Consider the following 17,430-nt stretch of genomic DNA (forward strand, 5'->3'; position numbering starts at 1 on the left):
GCGATTTAAAATTTATTTCAGAAATCTTCGGTCGCTCTATATTTTAATTTTAAAACAACGGAATTTTGACGGAGTAATCTCATGGCATCTTTCGGCAACACCATAGGCATTCTCATTCCCCAGCCTTCCGCGCCGGCCATGGTATCCCAAGGCTCCGCCAATCCGCCCGAACCGCTGACCAATGCCGCCGGCCCCGTTGATGTGATCGAAATGGTGGCCGATGTCGCTTCTACCGCTTTATCGATTGTTTCCCCCGACTCTGCCGTATCCGCAGCCGTTGATGTGGCTTCTACCGTGATTTCCTTAGCCTCGATGATTCCCGGTGTGCCGGGGCCGAAGCCGCCTACTAAAAAGACCGTTAAAGGGTTCAGTGGCGGCGGTGGAATGGGATTTAACGGCGGGCTGGTTACTCAGGGGAAAGGTAAAAAAGGCAGGGGGCGTAAAGGCAGGCCCGCAGGAGGAAGGGGAGCCGGTTCGGGAGGTTGTCCGTGTAAAGGCGGTGGCAAGGGCGGTGCAGTCGGTCGCCCGGTGAATGCCATACTGGGTATTAAAGTCCTTCCTGGAGAAACCGACTTCGTTTTCGATTCCCCTCTCCCCCTAATCTGGCAGCGCAGCTACTATTCCGACCAACCCGGTAACGGCTGGTTGGGGCAGGGCTGGTCGCTGCCGTTTTCGATGCGGTTGGAACGGGTGGAAGACGGTTTCCTCTACATTGACGAACAAGGCCGGGAAATTCCGCTGCCGGATATCGACGACGAACCGGACGAACCTTCTTCGGCCGCAGACGATGAAGACGACTTCGACACAGAAGAGGCCGACCCCGTTGCCGACCCTGCGGAAGAAGACCCCTACGGTTTGGAAGATGCCTATTTCGACCACGAAGAGCAAATCTATTTTTCACAAGTTTCAGACGGCCTCTACCAAATTGCCTCTGCCGACGGCGGTGCCCGTTTATGGTTTGCCGAAGTCGACGAAGGCGACGGCATTTACCAGCTCATCGCCCAACTCGACCGCAACCATCACCACATCCGCCTTTGCTACGGCGACAACGGACTGCCGCACAGCGTCTACGACAGCAGTGGTCGGCAGTTCCAATTACACTTCTCCTCCATCCGCCTAAACGACAGCGACGAAGTATTCGATGCCGCTGCCGAACACGGCGTATTTGTCGGCAAAGACGACAATCTTTACGTCAACCGCCTAACCTCGGTTACCTTCAACAGCCGCGAACTGGTGCGTTACGGCTACGACGGCTACGGCGATTTGACTGCTGTTTACGGCCGCGACGGCAAACGTCTGCGCGGTTTCGCCTACCGCAACCACATCATGATTGAGCACAACCAGCCCGACGGGTTGGTATCGCGTTACGAATACGACCGTTACGACACCGACGGCAAAGTGCTCAACAGCCATACCAATCTCGGCGAAGCATGGACGTTCGACTACCGCGAGGGCTACACCCGCGTTACCGACGCATTGGGCAGGGAAGAGATTTACGGTTTCGACGAGAACTACGAAGAGATTTACCACATCGATGCCGACGGCCACCGCACCGATACGGAACGCGACGACTGGGGGCGGATTACCCTTCAACGCGACGAACTCGGCCGCGAAACCCGTTTTAGTTACGACACCTTCGGCAACGTTATCAGCATCACCGCGCCCGACGGCAGCCTCACCCAAATCGACTACCACGACACTTTAAACCTGCCGGTTGCCGTCAACGACCCCGCCGGCAGAATCACCGAATACGCCTACGACGGGCGCGGCAACCTGATTCAAGTTACCGACCCAGCCGGCCACTGCACCGGGTACACCTACAACGAACAATGGCTGCCCGCCGCCATCACCGACGCACTGGGCAAAACCAAACAGCTCGAATACGATTCACACGGCCGACTGATCCGCTATACCGATTGCTCCGACCAAGCCACCCGTTTCAGCTACACCGAATACGGCGACCTCGAAACCGTTACCGATGCCCTCGGCCATACCACCCGCCACCATTACGACGCAGCCGGCAACCACATCCGCAGCGACTACCCCGACGGCAGCAGCGAAAGTTTCGAATACGACCGCATCAACCGTCTGATTGCCCATATCGACGGCCTCGGTGCCAAAACCGAATACGAACTGGCGGTGGACGGTTTACCGGTCAAACGCACCAACGCCCTCGGCCATAGCTTCGGCTACCGCTACGACCAAGCCCGCAGATTAACCGTCCTCACCAACGAAAACGGCGACAGCTACCGCCTCGATTACGACAACACCGACAACCTGATTCAGGAAACCGGCTGGGACGGCAAAATCACCGGCTATGCCTACGATGCCGCCGGCCAACTGACCGAACAAACCGAATACGGCCTTTCAGACGGCCCCAATGCCGACCGCCCCGAAATTTGGCACATCCACCGCTTCAAACGCAATATCCTCGGCCAGCTGGTGGAAAAAACCAGCCGCCGCATCGACGGCACCCCCGTTCCCGCCGAAGAGGGCAAACACTACAGCCGCATCCGCTTCGACTACGACCCGCTGACCGGCAATCTGGTCAAAGCCCGCAACCGCCACAGCAGCGTCGAACTCGTTTACGACGTACTCGACCGGCTTGTCAGCGAAACCACCGTCCACAACGGTCAAAGCGCCAGCGTCGGCTACGCCTACGACCCGCTCGGCAACCGTATTCAAACTGTTCTCCCCGACGGCCGCAGCATCAACTACCTCTACTACGGCAGCGGCCACCTGCACCAAATCAACCTCGACGGCGAAGTCATCAGCGACATCGAACGCGACCGGCTGCATCAGGAAATCCGAAGAACCCAAGGCGCCTTAACCAGCCGCTACGACTACGACCCGATGGGCCGTCTGAAACACCAAACCGCCACCGCCAACCGCACCTTGCAGCACAACGGCAAACTCAATACCCTGGTCGGCGGCGCAGTGCGCCGAAGCTACCGCTACGACCAAGCCGGCAACCTGATTCAGACCGCCGACCAACGCAGCGGCGTATTGGATTATGTGTACGACAAACTCGGGCGGATTGAAAGCGCCGTCAACAAACAAACCGGCAGCAGCGAAAAGTTCGCTTTCGACCCCGCGCACAATATTTTGTCTGATAACGTTTCAGACGGCCTCAAAGACACCCAAGGCCTGTCTGAAAACCTTTCAGACAGGCCTCACACAGGCCGTCTGAAAGGCCGCAACATCGGCAAAGGCAACCGCCTCGAAGCATACAACGGCACCGAATACACCTACGATGCCCTGGGCAATATGATTTACCGCCAACTGCCCAATGGTGAAAGCCAGTTGTTCCAATACGACAGCGAAAACCAACTCGTACTGGCCGAGATTAAAAAGAACAGCGGCGAAAGCCAAACATGGGAATACGCCTACGACCCGTTCGGCAGACGCTTGAGCAAAGAACGAACCGATAAAGGTGCCTTAACCGCTACCGCGCCGAAACAAACCCATTTCGTATGGGACGGCAGCCGCCTGCTGCAAGAATATAACTACCGCGGCAGTTACAGCTATATTTACACCGACCAAGACAGCTACGAACCGCTGGCACAAATCTTCGACAACGCCAAAGACGGCAAACAATATTTAAGCTATTTCCACAACGACCAAATCGGCATCCCGCGCGAGATGACCGACCAGCTCGGCAATCTGCTGTGGTACGGCGAATATACCGCTTGGGGCCGTCTGAAAACAGACGAGCGGGTTTATCAGCATGTGCACCAGCCGTTTAGGTTGCAGAACCAGTATTGCGATGAAGAGACGGGGTTGCACTATAACCTTTTTCGCTACTATGAACCGGATTGTGGTCGGTTTGTGAATCAGGATCCGATTGGGTTGTGGGGTGGGGATAATCTTTATCAGTTTGCACCCAATAGCCAAAAGTGGATTGACCCATTAGGATTAACATCGGATCCTTATGCTTTTTTTGATGAAGCTATTAAACGTCAAGGAAGTATTCCTAACGGTTCGAGTTATCCTGCAAGTTTCAAGCATTCTTGGGTTGGCTCAGACGGATTAAAATATACAGTTCGTGCTCATCCAGCGAATCCTGCGTATGGAAAAACTGGAAGTATTTTTAGGGTATCAGCACAAGAAATAGGTAAAGGAACGAGTTATCTAGGAACTGACGGTAATTGGCATCATGAATCAACTTTAAAACCAGGAAAAGCAGGAAATACTAACCCTAACTTTAATAATCAAGCTGCAAGAGACACACATATTCAAATTGATCCAAATAAAAAAGTTGGTCATGCACTTGGTGCATGTGGAACAGCAATGAAAGATACATAAGGAAGCAGCAACATGGATACTTCTATAACTCATGAATTAGCAAAATTAAATAATCACATAAAAACAAACTTTAACTGGTTAGATTTTCAAGTTACTCTGCTTGATTTTACAAAAGTGAATATTATTGCTAGTGATGATCCAAGCTATTATTTTAACTATGATATAGATTTGTATAATGTTAAATATTTATCTGGAAATTTAACATGGAGTGTAGATGTTGATGAGTGTATTACTATTGTAGAGCTTATTGATAAAAAGAATTACGATTACTTGCCAGAGTTACAAGAAAATTGTTTTTTTTTAAAATTTCATAATACAGATTTAGCAACACCTCCTTTTATTATTATGGCAAGTAATATTAGTGTTTCTTATGAGAAAAAATATTTTAATGATCAATACAACTAGATACATAAGCAAGTATAGGTTGTACTGCAAAACTCAACAAAACCATATAGACTTAGCCAAAACCTTTCAGACGGCCTTAAGTGATTAAGGCCGTCTGAACCCTGTTCTTTAACAACCCGAACCTATCAAATACCAAAATAAATACGGGTAAGATTGGTTACCCGTAATCATTTGCTTTTTCAGATGGCCTCGTTAAGTAACGTCATCTGAAAAAATTCTTGCTAGCCCACTCATTACCCAAATCGACTACCACGACACTTTAAACCTGCCAGTTGCCGTCAACGATCCTGCCGGCAAAATCACCGGCTACGCCTACGATGCCGCCGGCCAACTGAGCGAACAAACCGAATACGGCCTTTCAGACGGCCTCAATGCCGACCGCCCCGAGATTTGGCACATCCACCGCTTCAAACGCAATATCCTCGGCCAGCTGGTGGAAAAAACCAGCCGCCGCATCGACGGCACCCCCGTTCCCGCCGAAGAGGGCAAACACTACAGCCGCACCCGCTTCGACTACGACCCGCTGACCGGCAATCTGGTCAAAGCCCGCAACCGCCACAGCAGCGTCGAACTCGTTTACGACGTACTCGACCGACTCGTCAGCGAAACCACCGTCCACAACGGCCAAAGCGCCGCCGTCGGCTACGCCTACGACCCGCTCGGCAACCGTATTCAAACCGTTCTCCCCGACGGCCGCAGCATCAACTGCCTCTACTACGGCAGCGGCCACCTGCACCAAATCAACCTCGACGGCGAAGTCATCAGCGACATCGAACGCGACCGGCTGCATCAGGAAATCCGAAGAACCCAAGGCACCTTAACCAGCCGCTACGACTACGACCCGATGGGCCGTCTGAAACACCAAACCGCCACCGCCAACCGCACTTTGCAGCACAACGGCAAACTCAATACCCTGGTTGGCGGCGCAGTGCGCCGAAGCTACCGCTACGACCAAGCCGGCAACCTGATTCAGACCGCCGACCAACGCAGCGGCGTATTGGATTATGTGTACGACAAACTCGGGCGGATTGAAAGCGCCGTCAACAAACAAACCGGCCGCAGCGAAAAGTTCGCCTTCGACCCCGCGCACAATATCCTGTCGGATAAGGTTTCAGACGGCTTTAAAGACACCCAAGGCCTGTCTGAACACCTTTCAGACAGGCATCACATAGGCCGTCTGAAAGGCCGCAACATCGGCAAAGGCAACCGCCTCGAAGCATACAATGGTATCGAATACACCTACGACGCCTTGGGCAATATGATTTACCGCCAACTGCCCAATGGCGAGAGCCAGCTTTTCCAATACGATACCGAAAACCAACTCGTACTGGTCGAGATTAAAAAGCCCAAAGGCAATACCGAGATATGGGAATACGCTTATGATCCGTTCGGCAGAAGACTGAGCAAAGAGCGTAAAGACAAATTGGCGTGGACGAGCACCGCACCGAAACGGACGCATTTCGTTTGGGACGGAACAAGACTGCTTCAGGAATACAACTACAAAGGCAGCTATACCTACATTTGCACCGACCAAGATTCTTATGAACCCTTAGCCCAAGTCTTTGATAACCACAAAGACCAACAACAATATCTTTTTTATTTCCACAACAATCAGATTGGCACGCCTCATGAGATGACCGACATCCACGGTAATTTACTGTGGTATGGCAGTTACTCGGCTTGGGGTTTCCTTACATCTGAAAAACGCATCTATGAAAACGTTCATCAGCCTTTCAGGCTTCAAAACCAGTATTTTGACCAAGAAATAGGGCTTCACTATAACTGCTTCCGTTACTATGAACCAGATACGGGTCGGTTTGTGAATCAGGATCCAGTTGGATTGTTAGGTGGAGATAACTTTTATTTCTTTGCTCCTAATATCCAAGATTGGCTAGATCCTTTAGGTTTAGCTCGAGCAAGAGCTAGGCCAGGAACATATGGCGCAGAAAGAAGAACCCATACTGGCGGAGAAACTAATCATGTTCCTGCTTATGATGCATATAAAGGATTGGATGGTGCTCCATCTCGACATTATGGCCCAGCATTTCACATGGATAGAGCAGATCATAGAAGCATGACAACTACAGGTTCATCTCATCGTTCTGTAGCTTATAGAGCGCAACAAAGAAGTCATATAAGAGTGGGCCGCTGGGATTTAGCTATGGAAATGGATATTCGAGAAACAAAAACAAAATTTGGTGATAAATATGATCGACGTATGAGAAGAATGATTTCAGAAGCTAGAAGACAACGCTTGCTTTCTAGAAAGCAAGCAGCACGACTACGTAGAATTATTGGAAGATGTTCATAATTTTTTGAGTATTATGATTTAATTACAGAAAGGAAATATCATGAAAATGTTAATTAATTCTTATAAATCGGTAGGTGAGTTCACATTTGGTTCCTCACTTGCTGATGTAAAAAAACAGCATGGAGAGCCAGCACGTTTAATTGAAGATAATATTATGAATAACATTGTTGAACAAAGAAATGCTTGTGAATTGGTTTATGAAAATAATATCCTTGTGTATGTTAATTGTTTTAAAGACTCTAATCCTCAAATAAATGGTATTGATATTTTTAAAGAATCTATTGAAGCCTTGAAATCCATGGATTCCGATTTTATTGAGGGAAAGAAGTATATAACTTTTAGAAATTTGGGAATTTGTGTAGGTGGTATGCTAGGGAAAAAAATACCTGAAGGAAAAATATTAATAGCATTTGATAAAAATCATTTAGATTTTTTTGAAACATTTACTGAAGTATAATTTTTGAGGAATATTTTTTTATTAATATTCTACTCAACTACTTCATCTTCCCCTCTTTCCCCTTGGGCAATCATGGTATCTTGTGGCAACACCATAGGCATTCTTATCTTCCAACCTTCTGCATCAGCCATGGTGTCCCAAGGCTCCATCAATACGTTCGAACTGCTGACTGATGCCACCTACCCCGTTGACATAATCGAGATGGTGGCTCAAGCATCACACCGGCCTCATAAAAGGCCGTAACATCGGCAAAGGCAACCGCCTCGAAGCATACAACGGCACCGAATACACCTACGATGCCTTGGGCAATATGATTTACCGCCAACTGCCGAATGGTGAAAGCCAATTCTTCCAATACGATACCGAAAACCAACTCGTACTGGCCGAGATTAAAAAGAACAGCGGCGAAAGCCAAACATGGGAATACGCCTACGACCCGTTCGGCAGACGCTTAAGCAAAGAACGAACCGATAAAGGCGCCTTAACCGCTACCGCGCCGAAACAAACCCATTTCGTGTGGGACGGCAGCCGCCTGCTGCAAGAATATAACTACCGCGGCAGCTACAGCTATATTTACACCGACCAAGACAGCTACGAACCACTGGCGCAAATCTTCGACAACGCCAAGGACGGCAAACAATATTTAAGTTATTTCCACAACGACCAAATCGGCATCCCGCGCGAAATGACCGACCAATTCGGCAATCTGCTGTGGTACGGCGAATATACCGCTTGGGGCCGTCTGAAAACAGACGAGCGGGTTTATCAGCATGCGCACCAGCCGTTTAGGTTGCAGAACCAGTATTGCGATGAAGAGACGGGGTTGCATTACAACCTGATGCGTTACTATGAACCGGATTCAGGGCGGTTTGTGAATCAAGACCCGATTGGGTTGGACGGTGGGAATAACTTATATCGATTTGCTCTCAACTCACAAATGTGGTTTGACCCTCTTGGACTTAAAGAACTCTATTATCTTGTTGCAACAAAAGATGGTTTTTACCCTGTAATGGAATGGGGTAAGAAAGCACCTTGGGCTCATATACTGAAAGAAGGGGGGGATTTAAACCTGTAAAGGAATGGGGGAAAGATGTAAGCTATATATTTTTAAAAAAAGGAGAGATATGGAAAATTGGGGAAACTAAAAATATTGTAGGAGGAAAACAACGGCGATATTCAGAAGCATGGCTACGTAAGAGAAACTTAGAATACCGAACTGTCATGAGGGGGCCGAAATCTTGCATGCGAGACTGGGAATATAAAAAAATATTGAAATACATTAAACGCTGGGGAAGATTGCCTGCTGGTAATAAATGTAAACATTAAAACGAATAAAAGGAATGTATTATGGAAATTCGTACAACGAGTGATGGATTTAAATGGACATCTGTATCTAATTTAGCAAGAGAGCTTGAGGGTTTACAAATCGTTTTAAATAGATTTAATTCTTTTCCATTTAATATCGGTATTTGTTTAAGGGCATTGGAACAAGATAGTGGTTGGACTTCAAAAAGTCGACATTCTAAATCTGATAATTATTTAAGTATAGATATTGTAGTATACGAAGAAGATTTGGCTTGGGTTAAAAATGACTTAGGTTTGAAAAGGAAAAAATTCGGTATCGAATTCTATGAGTTCTTTACTTCGGCAATGAAAAAATACGAGAAAAAGTTTCCTATTCTAAGAGAAATCAACCCAACTTTCTTAAATGAAGTTAAAAATTGGTTGATTGAAAATAATTGGATTGATAGTTAACTATATATTTTAATTTAGCTTAAAATCTACTGAAAACCTTTTTAGACAGTTCTTCTTGTTCTTTAACAATTTGATTTTCTAACTGTCGTTTACGGCCGCTACACCGAACGCGACGACTGGGGGCGGGTTACCCTTCAACGCGACGAACTCGGCCGCGAAACCCGTTTCGGCTATGACACCTTCGGCAACGTGATCAGCATCACCGCGCCCGACGGCAGCCGCACCCAAATCGACTACCACGACACTTTGAACCTGCCGGTTGCCGTCAGCGACCCCGCCGGCAGAATCACCGAATACGCCTACGACGGGCGCGGCAACCTGATTCACATCACCGACCCCGCCGGCCACAGCACCGGGTACACCTACAACGAACAATGGCTGCCCGCCACCATTACGACGCAGCCGGCAACCACATCCGCAGCGACTACCCCGACGGCAGCAGCGAAAGTTTCGAATACGACCGCATCAACCGTTTGATTGCCCATATCGACGGCCTCGGTGCCAAAACCGAATACGAACTGGCGGTGGACGGCTTACCGGTCAAACGTACCAACGCCCTCGGCCATACCTTCGGCTACCGCTACGACCAAGCCCGCAGACTAACCACCCTCACCAACGAAAACGGCGACACCTACCGCCTCGATTACGACAACACCGGCAACCTGATCCAAGAAACCGGCTGGGACGGCAAAATCACCGGCTACGCCTACGATGCCGCCGGCCAACTGAGCGAACAAACCGAATACGGCCTTTCAGACGGCCTCAAAGCCGACCGCCCCGAAATTTGGCACATCCACCGCTTCAAACGCAATATCCTCGGCCAGCTGGTGGAAAAAACCAGCCGCCGCATCGACGGCACCCCCGTTCCCGCCGAAGAGGGCAAACACTACAGCCGCACCCGCTTCGACTACGATCCGTTGACCGGCAACCTGATCAAAGCCCGCAACCGCCACAGCAGCGTCGAACTCGTTTACGACGTACTCGACCAACTCGTTAGCGAAACCACCGTCCACAACGGCCAAAGCGCAACGGTAGGCTATCAATACGACCCGCTCGGCAACCGTACCCAAACCGTTCTTCCCGACGGCCGCAGCATCAATTATCTCTACTACGGCAGCGGCCACCTGCACCAAATCAACCTCGACGGCGAAGTCATCAGCGACATCGAACGCGACCGGCTGCATCAGGAAATCCAAAGAACCCAAGGCGCCTTAACCAGCCGCTACGACTACGACCCGATGGGCCGTCTGAAACACCAAACCGCCACCGCCAACCGCACCTTGCAGCACAACGGCAAACTCAATACCCTGGTCGGCGGCGCAGTGCGCCGAAGCTACCGCTACGACCAAGCCGGCAACCTGATTCAGACCGCCGACCAACGCAGCGGCGTATTGGATTATGTGTACGACAAACTCGGGCGGATTGAAAGCGCCGTCAACAAACAAACCGGCAGCAGCGAAAAGTTCGCTTTCGACCCCGCGCACAATATTTTGTCTGATAACGTTTCAGACGGCCTCAAAGACACCCAAGGCCTGTCTGAAAACCTTTCAGACAGGCCTCACACAGGCCGTCTGAAAGGCCGCAACATCGGCAAAGGCAACCGCCTCGAAGCATACAACGGCACCGAATACACCTACGATGCCCTGGGCAATATGATTTACCGCCAACTGCCCAATGGTGAAAGCCAGTTGTTCCAATACGACAGCGAAAACCAACTCGTACTGGCCGAGATTAAAAAGAACAGCGGCGAAAGCCAAACATGGGAATACGCCTACGACCCGTTCGGCAGACGCTTGAGCAAAGAACGAACCGATAAAGGTGCCTTAACCGCTACCGCGCCGAAACAAACCCATTTCGTATGGGACGGCAGCCGCCTGCTGCAAGAATATAACTACCGCGGCAGTTACAGCTATATTTACACCGACCAAGACAGCTACGAACCGCTGGCACAAATCTTCGACAACGCCAAAGACGGCAAACAATATTTAAGCTATTTCCACAACGACCAAATCGGCATCCCGCGCGAGATGACCGACCAGCTCGGCAATCTGCTGTGGTACGGCGAATACACCGCTTGGGGCCGTCTGAAAACAGACGAGCGGGTTTATCAGCATGTGCATCAGCCGTTCAGGTTGCAAAATCAGTATTGCGATGAAGAGACGGGGCTGCATTACAACTTCTTCCGTTACTACGAAGCAGAGACAGGACGCTTTACCAACCAAGACCCGATTGGGCTAGAGGGTGGAGTGAACCTGTATTTTTTTGCGCCTAATGCTCAAGGGTGGATTGATGCTTGGGGGTTAACACGAGTTTATCACTATACCAGTAAAGCAGGTTATAACGGCATTATGGGAACAGGGGTAATAGAAGCGAGAGATCCCGGTAGTCGCGGAAAAGGAGCAATTAAAGGTAAAGAAAAAGGTGTCTATGTAACAACAATGAATCCTGAGCAACTAGATGCCTCGAAAGCTCGAGGCCAAATGGGGTTAACTGGAGAAAAAAGTACACACTATATTTCATTTGAAGTGGATGATAGTGAAATAAAACGTGTTGATCGACAAGATGGCGTAAAAAGATTGTATCTGAAAGATGATGTTCAGCTGAGGGATAGCAATAATAAACTAAAACAAGGCATAGAACATGGTGCTTGTAATAGTTCATCGAAACGAAAGAAAGGGAAAAAGAAGGGGAAATAATATGGTTTGGACAGAAGGAAGTTTCTATCGCTTTTATACAGACAAGGAAATTAACAAAGTTTACAAAAATTTCATTAAAGAAATTGAAGAAAATTTAGGATTTAAAAATGAGTACGTTGAATTTGATGGTGAAAAAAATATTCTATTTTATAAAAACAAAAAAATGTTAAATGCGCATTTAGAAAAAGGTTATCATCTCAATAAAAATGGAGAAGGATGCTTTGGAATAGAAAGTAAAAAAGTAAGTATGAATCAAATTGCAAGCTTGCATACATTTAATGAAGATACTGACTTTGATCCGTATGATATTAATTTAATTTTTGGCACAGCTTATTATTATTTTTTAGTTTTGCCAGAGCCTATTGAAAACTCAATATTCTCAGAAAAAGTTTTAAACTTATTCATTAAAGTTTTACAACAAGCGTAGATTTGGTTGCCAAACCCAACAAAAATCGCAGCCTTAACCAAACCCTTTCAGACGGTCTTAGCTCTCTTCATAGGCCGTCTGAAAAAAACTCCCCATATTACGCTATAATCCTTTAACCCCGTTTTCAGACGGCCTCGGCTTTCATTTATCCAACAACCCTTTAACCCTCGGACAACCATGGCATCCATCGGCAACACCATAGGCATTCTCATTCCCCAGCCTTCCGCGCCGGCCATGGTATCCCAAGGCTCCGCCAATCCGCCCGAACCGCTGACCAATGCCGCCGGCCCCGTTGATGTGATCGAAATGGTGGCCGATGTCGCTTCTACCGCTTTATCGATTGTTTCCCCCGACTCTGCCGTATCCGCAGCCGTTGATGTGGCTTCTACCGTGATTTCCTTAGCCTCGATGATTCCCGGTGTGCCGGGGCCGAAGCCGCCTACTAAAAAGACCGTTAAAGGGTTCAGTGGCGGCGGTGGAATGGGATTTAACGGCGGGCTGGTTACTCAGGGGAAAGGTAAAAAAGGCAGGGGGCGTAAAGGCAGGCCCGCAGGAGGAAGGGGAGCCGGTTCGGGAGGTTGTCCGTGTAAAGGCGGTGGCAAGGGCGGTGCAGTCGGTCGCCCGGTGAATGCCATACTGGGTATTAAAGTCCTTCCTGGAGAAACCGACTTCGTTTTCGATTCCCCTCTCCCCCTAATCTGGCAGCGCAGCTACTATTCCGACCAACCCGGTAACGGCTGGTTGGGGCAGGGCTGGTCGCTGCCGTTTTCGATGCGGTTGGAACGGGTGGAAGACGGTTTCCTCTACATTGACGAACAAGGCCGGGAAATTCCGCTGCCGGATATCGACGACGAACCGGACGAACCTTCTTCGGCCGCAGACGATGAAGACGACTTCGACACAGAAGAGGCCGACCCCGTTGCCGACCCTGCGGAAGAAGACCCCTACGGTTTGGAAGATGCCTATTTCGACCACGAAGAGCAAATCTATTTTTCACAAGTTTCAGACGGCCTCTACCAAATTGCCTCTGCCGACGGCGGTGCCCGTTTATGGTTTGCCGAAGTCGACGAAGGCGACGGCATTTACCAGCTCATCGCCCAACTCGACCGCAACCATCACCACATCCGCCTTTGCTACGGCGACAACGGACTGCCGCACAGCGTCTACGACAGCAGTGGTCGGCAGTTCCAATTACACTTCTCCTCCATCCGCCTAAACGACAGCGACGAAGTATTCGATGCCGCTGCCGAACACGGCGTATTTGTCGGCAAAGACGACAATCTTTACGTCAACCGCCTAACCTCGGTTACCTTCAACAGCCGCGAACTGGTGCGTTACGGCTACGACGGCTACGGCGATTTGACTGCTGTTTACGGCCGCGACGGCAAACGTCTGCGCGGTTTCGCCTACCGCAACCACATCATGATTGAGCACAACCAGCCCGACGGGTTGGTATCGCGTTACGAATACGACCGTTACGACACCGACGGCAAAGTGCTCAACAGCCATACCAATCTCGGCGAAGCATGGACGTTCGACTACCGCGAGGGCTACACCCGCGTTACCGACGCATTGGGCAGGGAAGAGATTTACGGTTTCGACGAGAACTACGAAGAGATTTACCACATCGATGCCGACGGCCACCGCACCGATACGGAACGCGACGACTGGGGGCGGATTACCCTTCAACGCGACGAACTCGGCCGCGAAACCCGTTTTAGTTACGACACCTTCGGCAACGTTATCAGCATCACCGCGCCCGACGGCAGCCTCACCCAAATCGACTACCACGACACTTTAAACCTGCCGGTTGCCGTCAACGACCCCGCCGGCAGAATCACCGAATACGCCTACGACGGGCGCGGCAACCTGATTCAAGTTACCGACCCAGCCGGCCACTGCACCGGGTACACCTACAACGAACAATGGCTGCCCGCCGCCATCACCGACGCACTGGGCAAAACCAAACAGCTCGAATACGATTCACACGGCCGACTGATCCGCTATACCGATTGCTCCGACCAAGCCACCCGTTTCAGCTACACCGAATACGGCGACCTCGAAACCGTTACCGATGCCCTCGGCCATACCACCCGCCACCATTACGACGCAGCCGGCAACCACATCCGCAGCGACTACCCCGACGGCAGCAGCGAAAGTTTCGAATACGACCGCATCAACCGTCTGATTGCCCATATCGACGGCCTCGGTGCCAAAACCGAATACGAACTGGCGGTGGACGGTTTACCGGTCAAACGCACCAACGCCCTCGGCCATAGCTTCGGCTACCGCTACGACCAAGCCCGCAGATTAACCGTCCTCACCAACGAAAACGGCGACAGCTACCGCCTCGATTACGACAACACCGACAACCTGATTCAGGAAACCGGCTGGGACGGCAAAATCACCGGCTATGCCTACGATGCCGCCGGCCAACTGACCGAACAAACCGAATACGGCCTTTCAGACGGCCCCAATGCCGACCGCCCCGAAATTTGGCACATCCACCGCTTCAAACGCAATATCCTCGGCCAGCTGGTGGAAAAAACCAGCCGCCGCATCGACGGCACCCCCGTTCCCGCCGAAGAGGGCAAACACTACAGCCGCATCCGCTTCGACTACGACCCGCTGACCGGCAATCTGGTCAAAGCCCGCAACCGCCACAGCAGCGTCGAACTCGTTTACGACGTACTCGACCGGCTTGTCAGCGAAACCACCGTCCACAACGGTCAAAGCGCCAGCGTCGGCTACGCCTACGACCCGCTCGGCAACCGTATTCAAACTGTTCTCCCCGACGGCCGCAGCATCAACTACCTCTACTACGGCAGCGGCCACCTGCACCAAATCAACCTCGACGGCGAAGTCATCAGCGACATCGAACGCGACCGGCTGCATCAGGAAATCCGAAGAACCCAAGGCGCCTTAACCAGCCGCTACGACTACGACCCGATGGGCCGTCTGAAACACCAAACCGCCACCGCCAACCGCACCTTGCAGCACAACGGCAAACTCAATACCCTGGTCGGCGGCGCAGTGCGCCGAAGCTACCGCTACGACCAAGCCGGCAACCTGATTCAGACCGCCGACCAACGCAGCGGCGTATTGGATTATGTGTACGACAAACTCGGGCGGATTGAAAGCGCCGTCAACAAACAAACCGGCAGCAGCGAAAAGTTCGCTTTCGACCCCGCGCACAATATTTTGTCTGATAACGTTTCAGACGGCCTCAAAGACACCCAAGGCCTGTCTGAAAACCTTTCAGACAGGCCTCACACAGGCCGTCTGAAAGGCCGCAACATCGGCAAAGGCAACCGCCTCGAAGCATACAACGGCACCGAATACACCTACGATGCCCTGGGCAATATGATTTACCGCCAACTGCCCAATGGTGAAAGCCAGTTGTTCCAATACGACAGCGAAAACCAACTCGTACTGGCCGAGATTAAAAAGAACAGCGGCGAAAGCCAAACATGGGAATACGCCTACGACCCGTTCGGCAGACGCTTGAGCAAAGAACGAACCGATAAAGGTGCCTTAACCGCTACCGCGCCGAAACAAACCCATTTCGTATGGGACGGCAGCCGCCTGCTGCAAGAATATAACTACCGCGGCAGTTACAGCTATATTTACACCGACCAAGACAGCTACGAACCGCTGGCACAAATCTTCGACAACGCCAAAGACGGCAAACAATATTTAAGCTATTTCCACAACGACCAAATCGGCATCCCGCGCGAGATGACCGACCAGCTCGGCAATCTGCTGTGGTACGGCGAATATACCGCTTGGGGCCGTCTGAAAACAGACGAGCGGGTTTATCAGCATGTGCACCAGCCGTTTAGATTGCAGAACCAGTATTGCGATGAAGAGACGGGGTTGCATTACAACCTGATGCGCTACTATGAGCCTGATTGTGGTCGGTTTGTGAATCAGGATCCGATTGGGCTATGGGGTGGGGATAATTTTTATTTGTTTGCACCAAATACTCAGAATTGGATTGATTCTTTTGGCTTGGCAAGAAAGAAAAAGACCAGTCGTCGTACTTTAGTTAAAAATTGGTCAAACTATGTAGGTTCTAGACCTATTCACGATGAAGTTCATCATGGTTTTCCTGAAGAATTTGCAGATAGATTCAAAAAAATCGCTGATATCGATATCAATGACCCTAAATATTACTATGATCTGACAGTTGCACGACATAGACATCTACCTCGTGGAGTTCATACAAACGGTTCCAGACTAGGCAAAAATTGGAATAAAGTATGGGCTGGTATTTTAGATAGAGTTGAGAAAATGAACTTATCTAAAAATGAAGCAAAAATTTTCTTAGAAAAAAGGTTAAGAGAATTGGCAAGAAAAGAAAGGATTAGTAAATATAATGCACAAGCTGTTCGAGGTGCCAGAGTTTCTATGTTCTCAAGAATAACAAATATTATTCAAAAATTCTTTAAAGCTAAATGCTAGAAGTCTTAGGAGTTTTAAATGTTTACAATACAATCAGAAGACAATATTTTTGAAGATTTCAAAAGAAGAAGTACAAAAATAACCAAATTAGATAAATTACCTAAATTGGATAATTTGTATCTACTTTTTTTATCTGAATTTGAAGGTTTGCAAATTTCTTCTTCTATATTTATTTTCGGATATGAAAAAGCTCTAAATGAAAATAGATATTTAGAAAAAAACTATCCTGAATGTAGTGAGCAATTTTGGGTAATTGGTGCCGCTGGACAAGGTGATGAATGGTTTATAAATAAATCTAATTATCTTATTTATTATTACGATCATGATTTAGGTGAGTATGAGAATAGTGCTTTTGATTGTTTAAATATTTCTTTTCTACAGTTTTTGCAACTTGCTTATTTGTATAAAGAATTAGAAGACTATCAGGATAATCACTATGATTTAAATAGTGAGACACAGCTTCAATTTATTAATGCCGTAAATATGCTACATAAGAATTTATTTGATATTTACCCATTCGAATCTTTTTAATAATTTTTAATAAGCCGTAGTCTGCATGACATATCCATTCCACAGGTAGCAAACCGTAGCCTGCATAAAATGCCTGTTT

The 17,430-nt window shown here is 49.3% G+C and carries 11 protein-coding genes and 1 pseudogene; all 12 read left to right on the forward strand.

The genetic code is table 11. The features are described 5' to 3' along the window. The first annotated feature begins 81 nt into the window (after positions 1 to 81). The 12 genes and pseudogenes from EL143_RS04235 (at position 82) to EL143_RS04295 (ending at position 17,351) form a co-directional block, all read left to right on the forward strand. Positions 82 to 4,305: a DUF6531 domain-containing protein gene (locus EL143_RS04235; protein WP_232001341.1), complete on the forward strand. Its 4,224-nt coding sequence runs from the start codon at positions 82 to 84 to the stop codon at positions 4,303 to 4,305. 12 nt (positions 4,306 to 4,317) lie between these two features. After that, positions 4,318 to 4,710 (forward strand): hypothetical protein, encoded by a 393-nt coding sequence (locus EL143_RS04240; protein ID WP_126326590.1) that lies wholly within the window; start codon positions 4,318 to 4,320, stop codon positions 4,708 to 4,710. An 844-nt stretch (positions 4,711 to 5,554) separates the two neighbouring features. Continuing rightward, positions 5,555 to 7,021 carry an RHS repeat domain-containing protein gene (locus EL143_RS12265; protein WP_408634067.1) on the forward strand — a complete coding sequence of 489 codons (1,467 nt, stop codon included), beginning with the start codon at positions 5,555 to 5,557 and terminating at the stop codon, positions 7,019 to 7,021. A 40-nt stretch (positions 7,022 to 7,061) separates the two neighbouring features. Further along, the gene (locus EL143_RS04255) at positions 7,062 to 7,478 is read left to right on the forward strand and encodes a CTP synthase (protein ID WP_085417519.1); all 417 of its coding nucleotides are present in this window, start codon (positions 7,062 to 7,064) and stop codon (positions 7,476 to 7,478) included. A 229-nt stretch (positions 7,479 to 7,707) separates the two neighbouring features. After that, positions 7,708 to 8,439, forward strand: a pseudogene (locus EL143_RS12640) (RHS repeat-associated core domain-containing protein); the annotation flags it as partial. 71 nt (positions 8,440 to 8,510) lie between these two features. Next, positions 8,511 to 8,804, forward strand: a complete 294-nt coding sequence (locus EL143_RS12645; protein ID WP_232001342.1) for a hypothetical protein — start codon at positions 8,511 to 8,513, stop codon at positions 8,802 to 8,804. Positions 8,805 to 8,825: 21 nt separating this feature from the next. Beyond that, a complete protein-coding gene (locus EL143_RS04270) occupies positions 8,826 to 9,233 on the forward strand; it encodes a hypothetical protein (protein ID WP_085417518.1) in 408 nt (135 codons plus the stop codon). Between the two features lie 189 nt (positions 9,234 to 9,422). Next, on the forward strand, positions 9,423 to 9,710 hold the full coding sequence (locus tag EL143_RS04275; RefSeq protein WP_232001343.1) for an RHS repeat domain-containing protein: 288 nt from the start codon (positions 9,423 to 9,425) through the stop codon (positions 9,708 to 9,710). Then, positions 9,608 to 11,929: an RHS repeat-associated core domain-containing protein gene (locus tag EL143_RS12655; RefSeq protein WP_126326592.1), complete on the forward strand. Its 2,322-nt coding sequence runs from the start codon at positions 9,608 to 9,610 to the stop codon at positions 11,927 to 11,929. Before EL143_RS04275 ends, EL143_RS12655 begins: the two co-directional genes overlap by 103 nt. Before the next feature lies 1 nt (position 11,930). Beyond that, entirely contained in the window at positions 11,931 to 12,356 is a 426-nt protein-coding gene (locus tag EL143_RS04285) for a hypothetical protein (RefSeq protein ID WP_085360961.1), read from the forward strand. 177 nt (positions 12,357 to 12,533) lie between these two features. Beyond that, on the forward strand, positions 12,534 to 16,820 hold the full coding sequence (locus tag EL143_RS04290) for a DUF6531 domain-containing protein (protein WP_170162405.1): 4,287 nt from the start codon (positions 12,534 to 12,536) through the stop codon (positions 16,818 to 16,820). Positions 16,821 to 16,838: 18 nt separating this feature from the next. Beyond that, a complete protein-coding gene (locus EL143_RS04295) occupies positions 16,839 to 17,351 on the forward strand; it encodes a hypothetical protein (RefSeq protein ID WP_085417588.1) in 513 nt (170 codons plus the stop codon). Positions 17,352 to 17,430 lie beyond the last annotated feature (79 nt).

The sequence above is a fragment of the Neisseria canis genome (assembly GCF_900636765.1).
In the GTDB taxonomy this organism is placed as follows: domain Bacteria; phylum Pseudomonadota; class Gammaproteobacteria; order Burkholderiales; family Neisseriaceae; genus Neisseria; species Neisseria canis.

Excerpts from the sequence above, each read along its gene's own strand:
- EL143_RS04285 (WP_085360961.1), top strand. The coding sequence starts at position 11,931 with ATGGTTTGGACAGAAGGAAGTTTCTATCGCTTTTATACAGACAAGGAA.
- EL143_RS04290 (WP_170162405.1), top strand. The coding sequence starts at position 12,534 with ATGGCATCCATCGGCAACACCATAGGCATTCTCATTCCCCAGCCTTCC.
- EL143_RS04270 (WP_085417518.1), top strand. The coding sequence starts at position 8,826 with ATGGAAATTCGTACAACGAGTGATGGATTTAAATGGACATCTGTATCT.
- EL143_RS12265 (WP_408634067.1), top strand. The coding sequence starts at position 5,555 with ATGGGCCGTCTGAAACACCAAACCGCCACCGCCAACCGCACTTTGCAG.
- EL143_RS04255 (WP_085417519.1), top strand. The coding sequence starts at position 7,062 with ATGAAAATGTTAATTAATTCTTATAAATCGGTAGGTGAGTTCACATTT.
- EL143_RS04295 (WP_085417588.1), top strand. The coding sequence starts at position 16,839 with ATGTTTACAATACAATCAGAAGACAATATTTTTGAAGATTTCAAAAGA.
- EL143_RS04240 (WP_126326590.1), top strand. The coding sequence starts at position 4,318 with ATGGATACTTCTATAACTCATGAATTAGCAAAATTAAATAATCACATA.
- EL143_RS12655 (WP_126326592.1), top strand. The coding sequence starts at position 9,608 with ATGGCTGCCCGCCACCATTACGACGCAGCCGGCAACCACATCCGCAGC.
- EL143_RS04235 (WP_232001341.1), top strand. The coding sequence starts at position 82 with ATGGCATCTTTCGGCAACACCATAGGCATTCTCATTCCCCAGCCTTCC.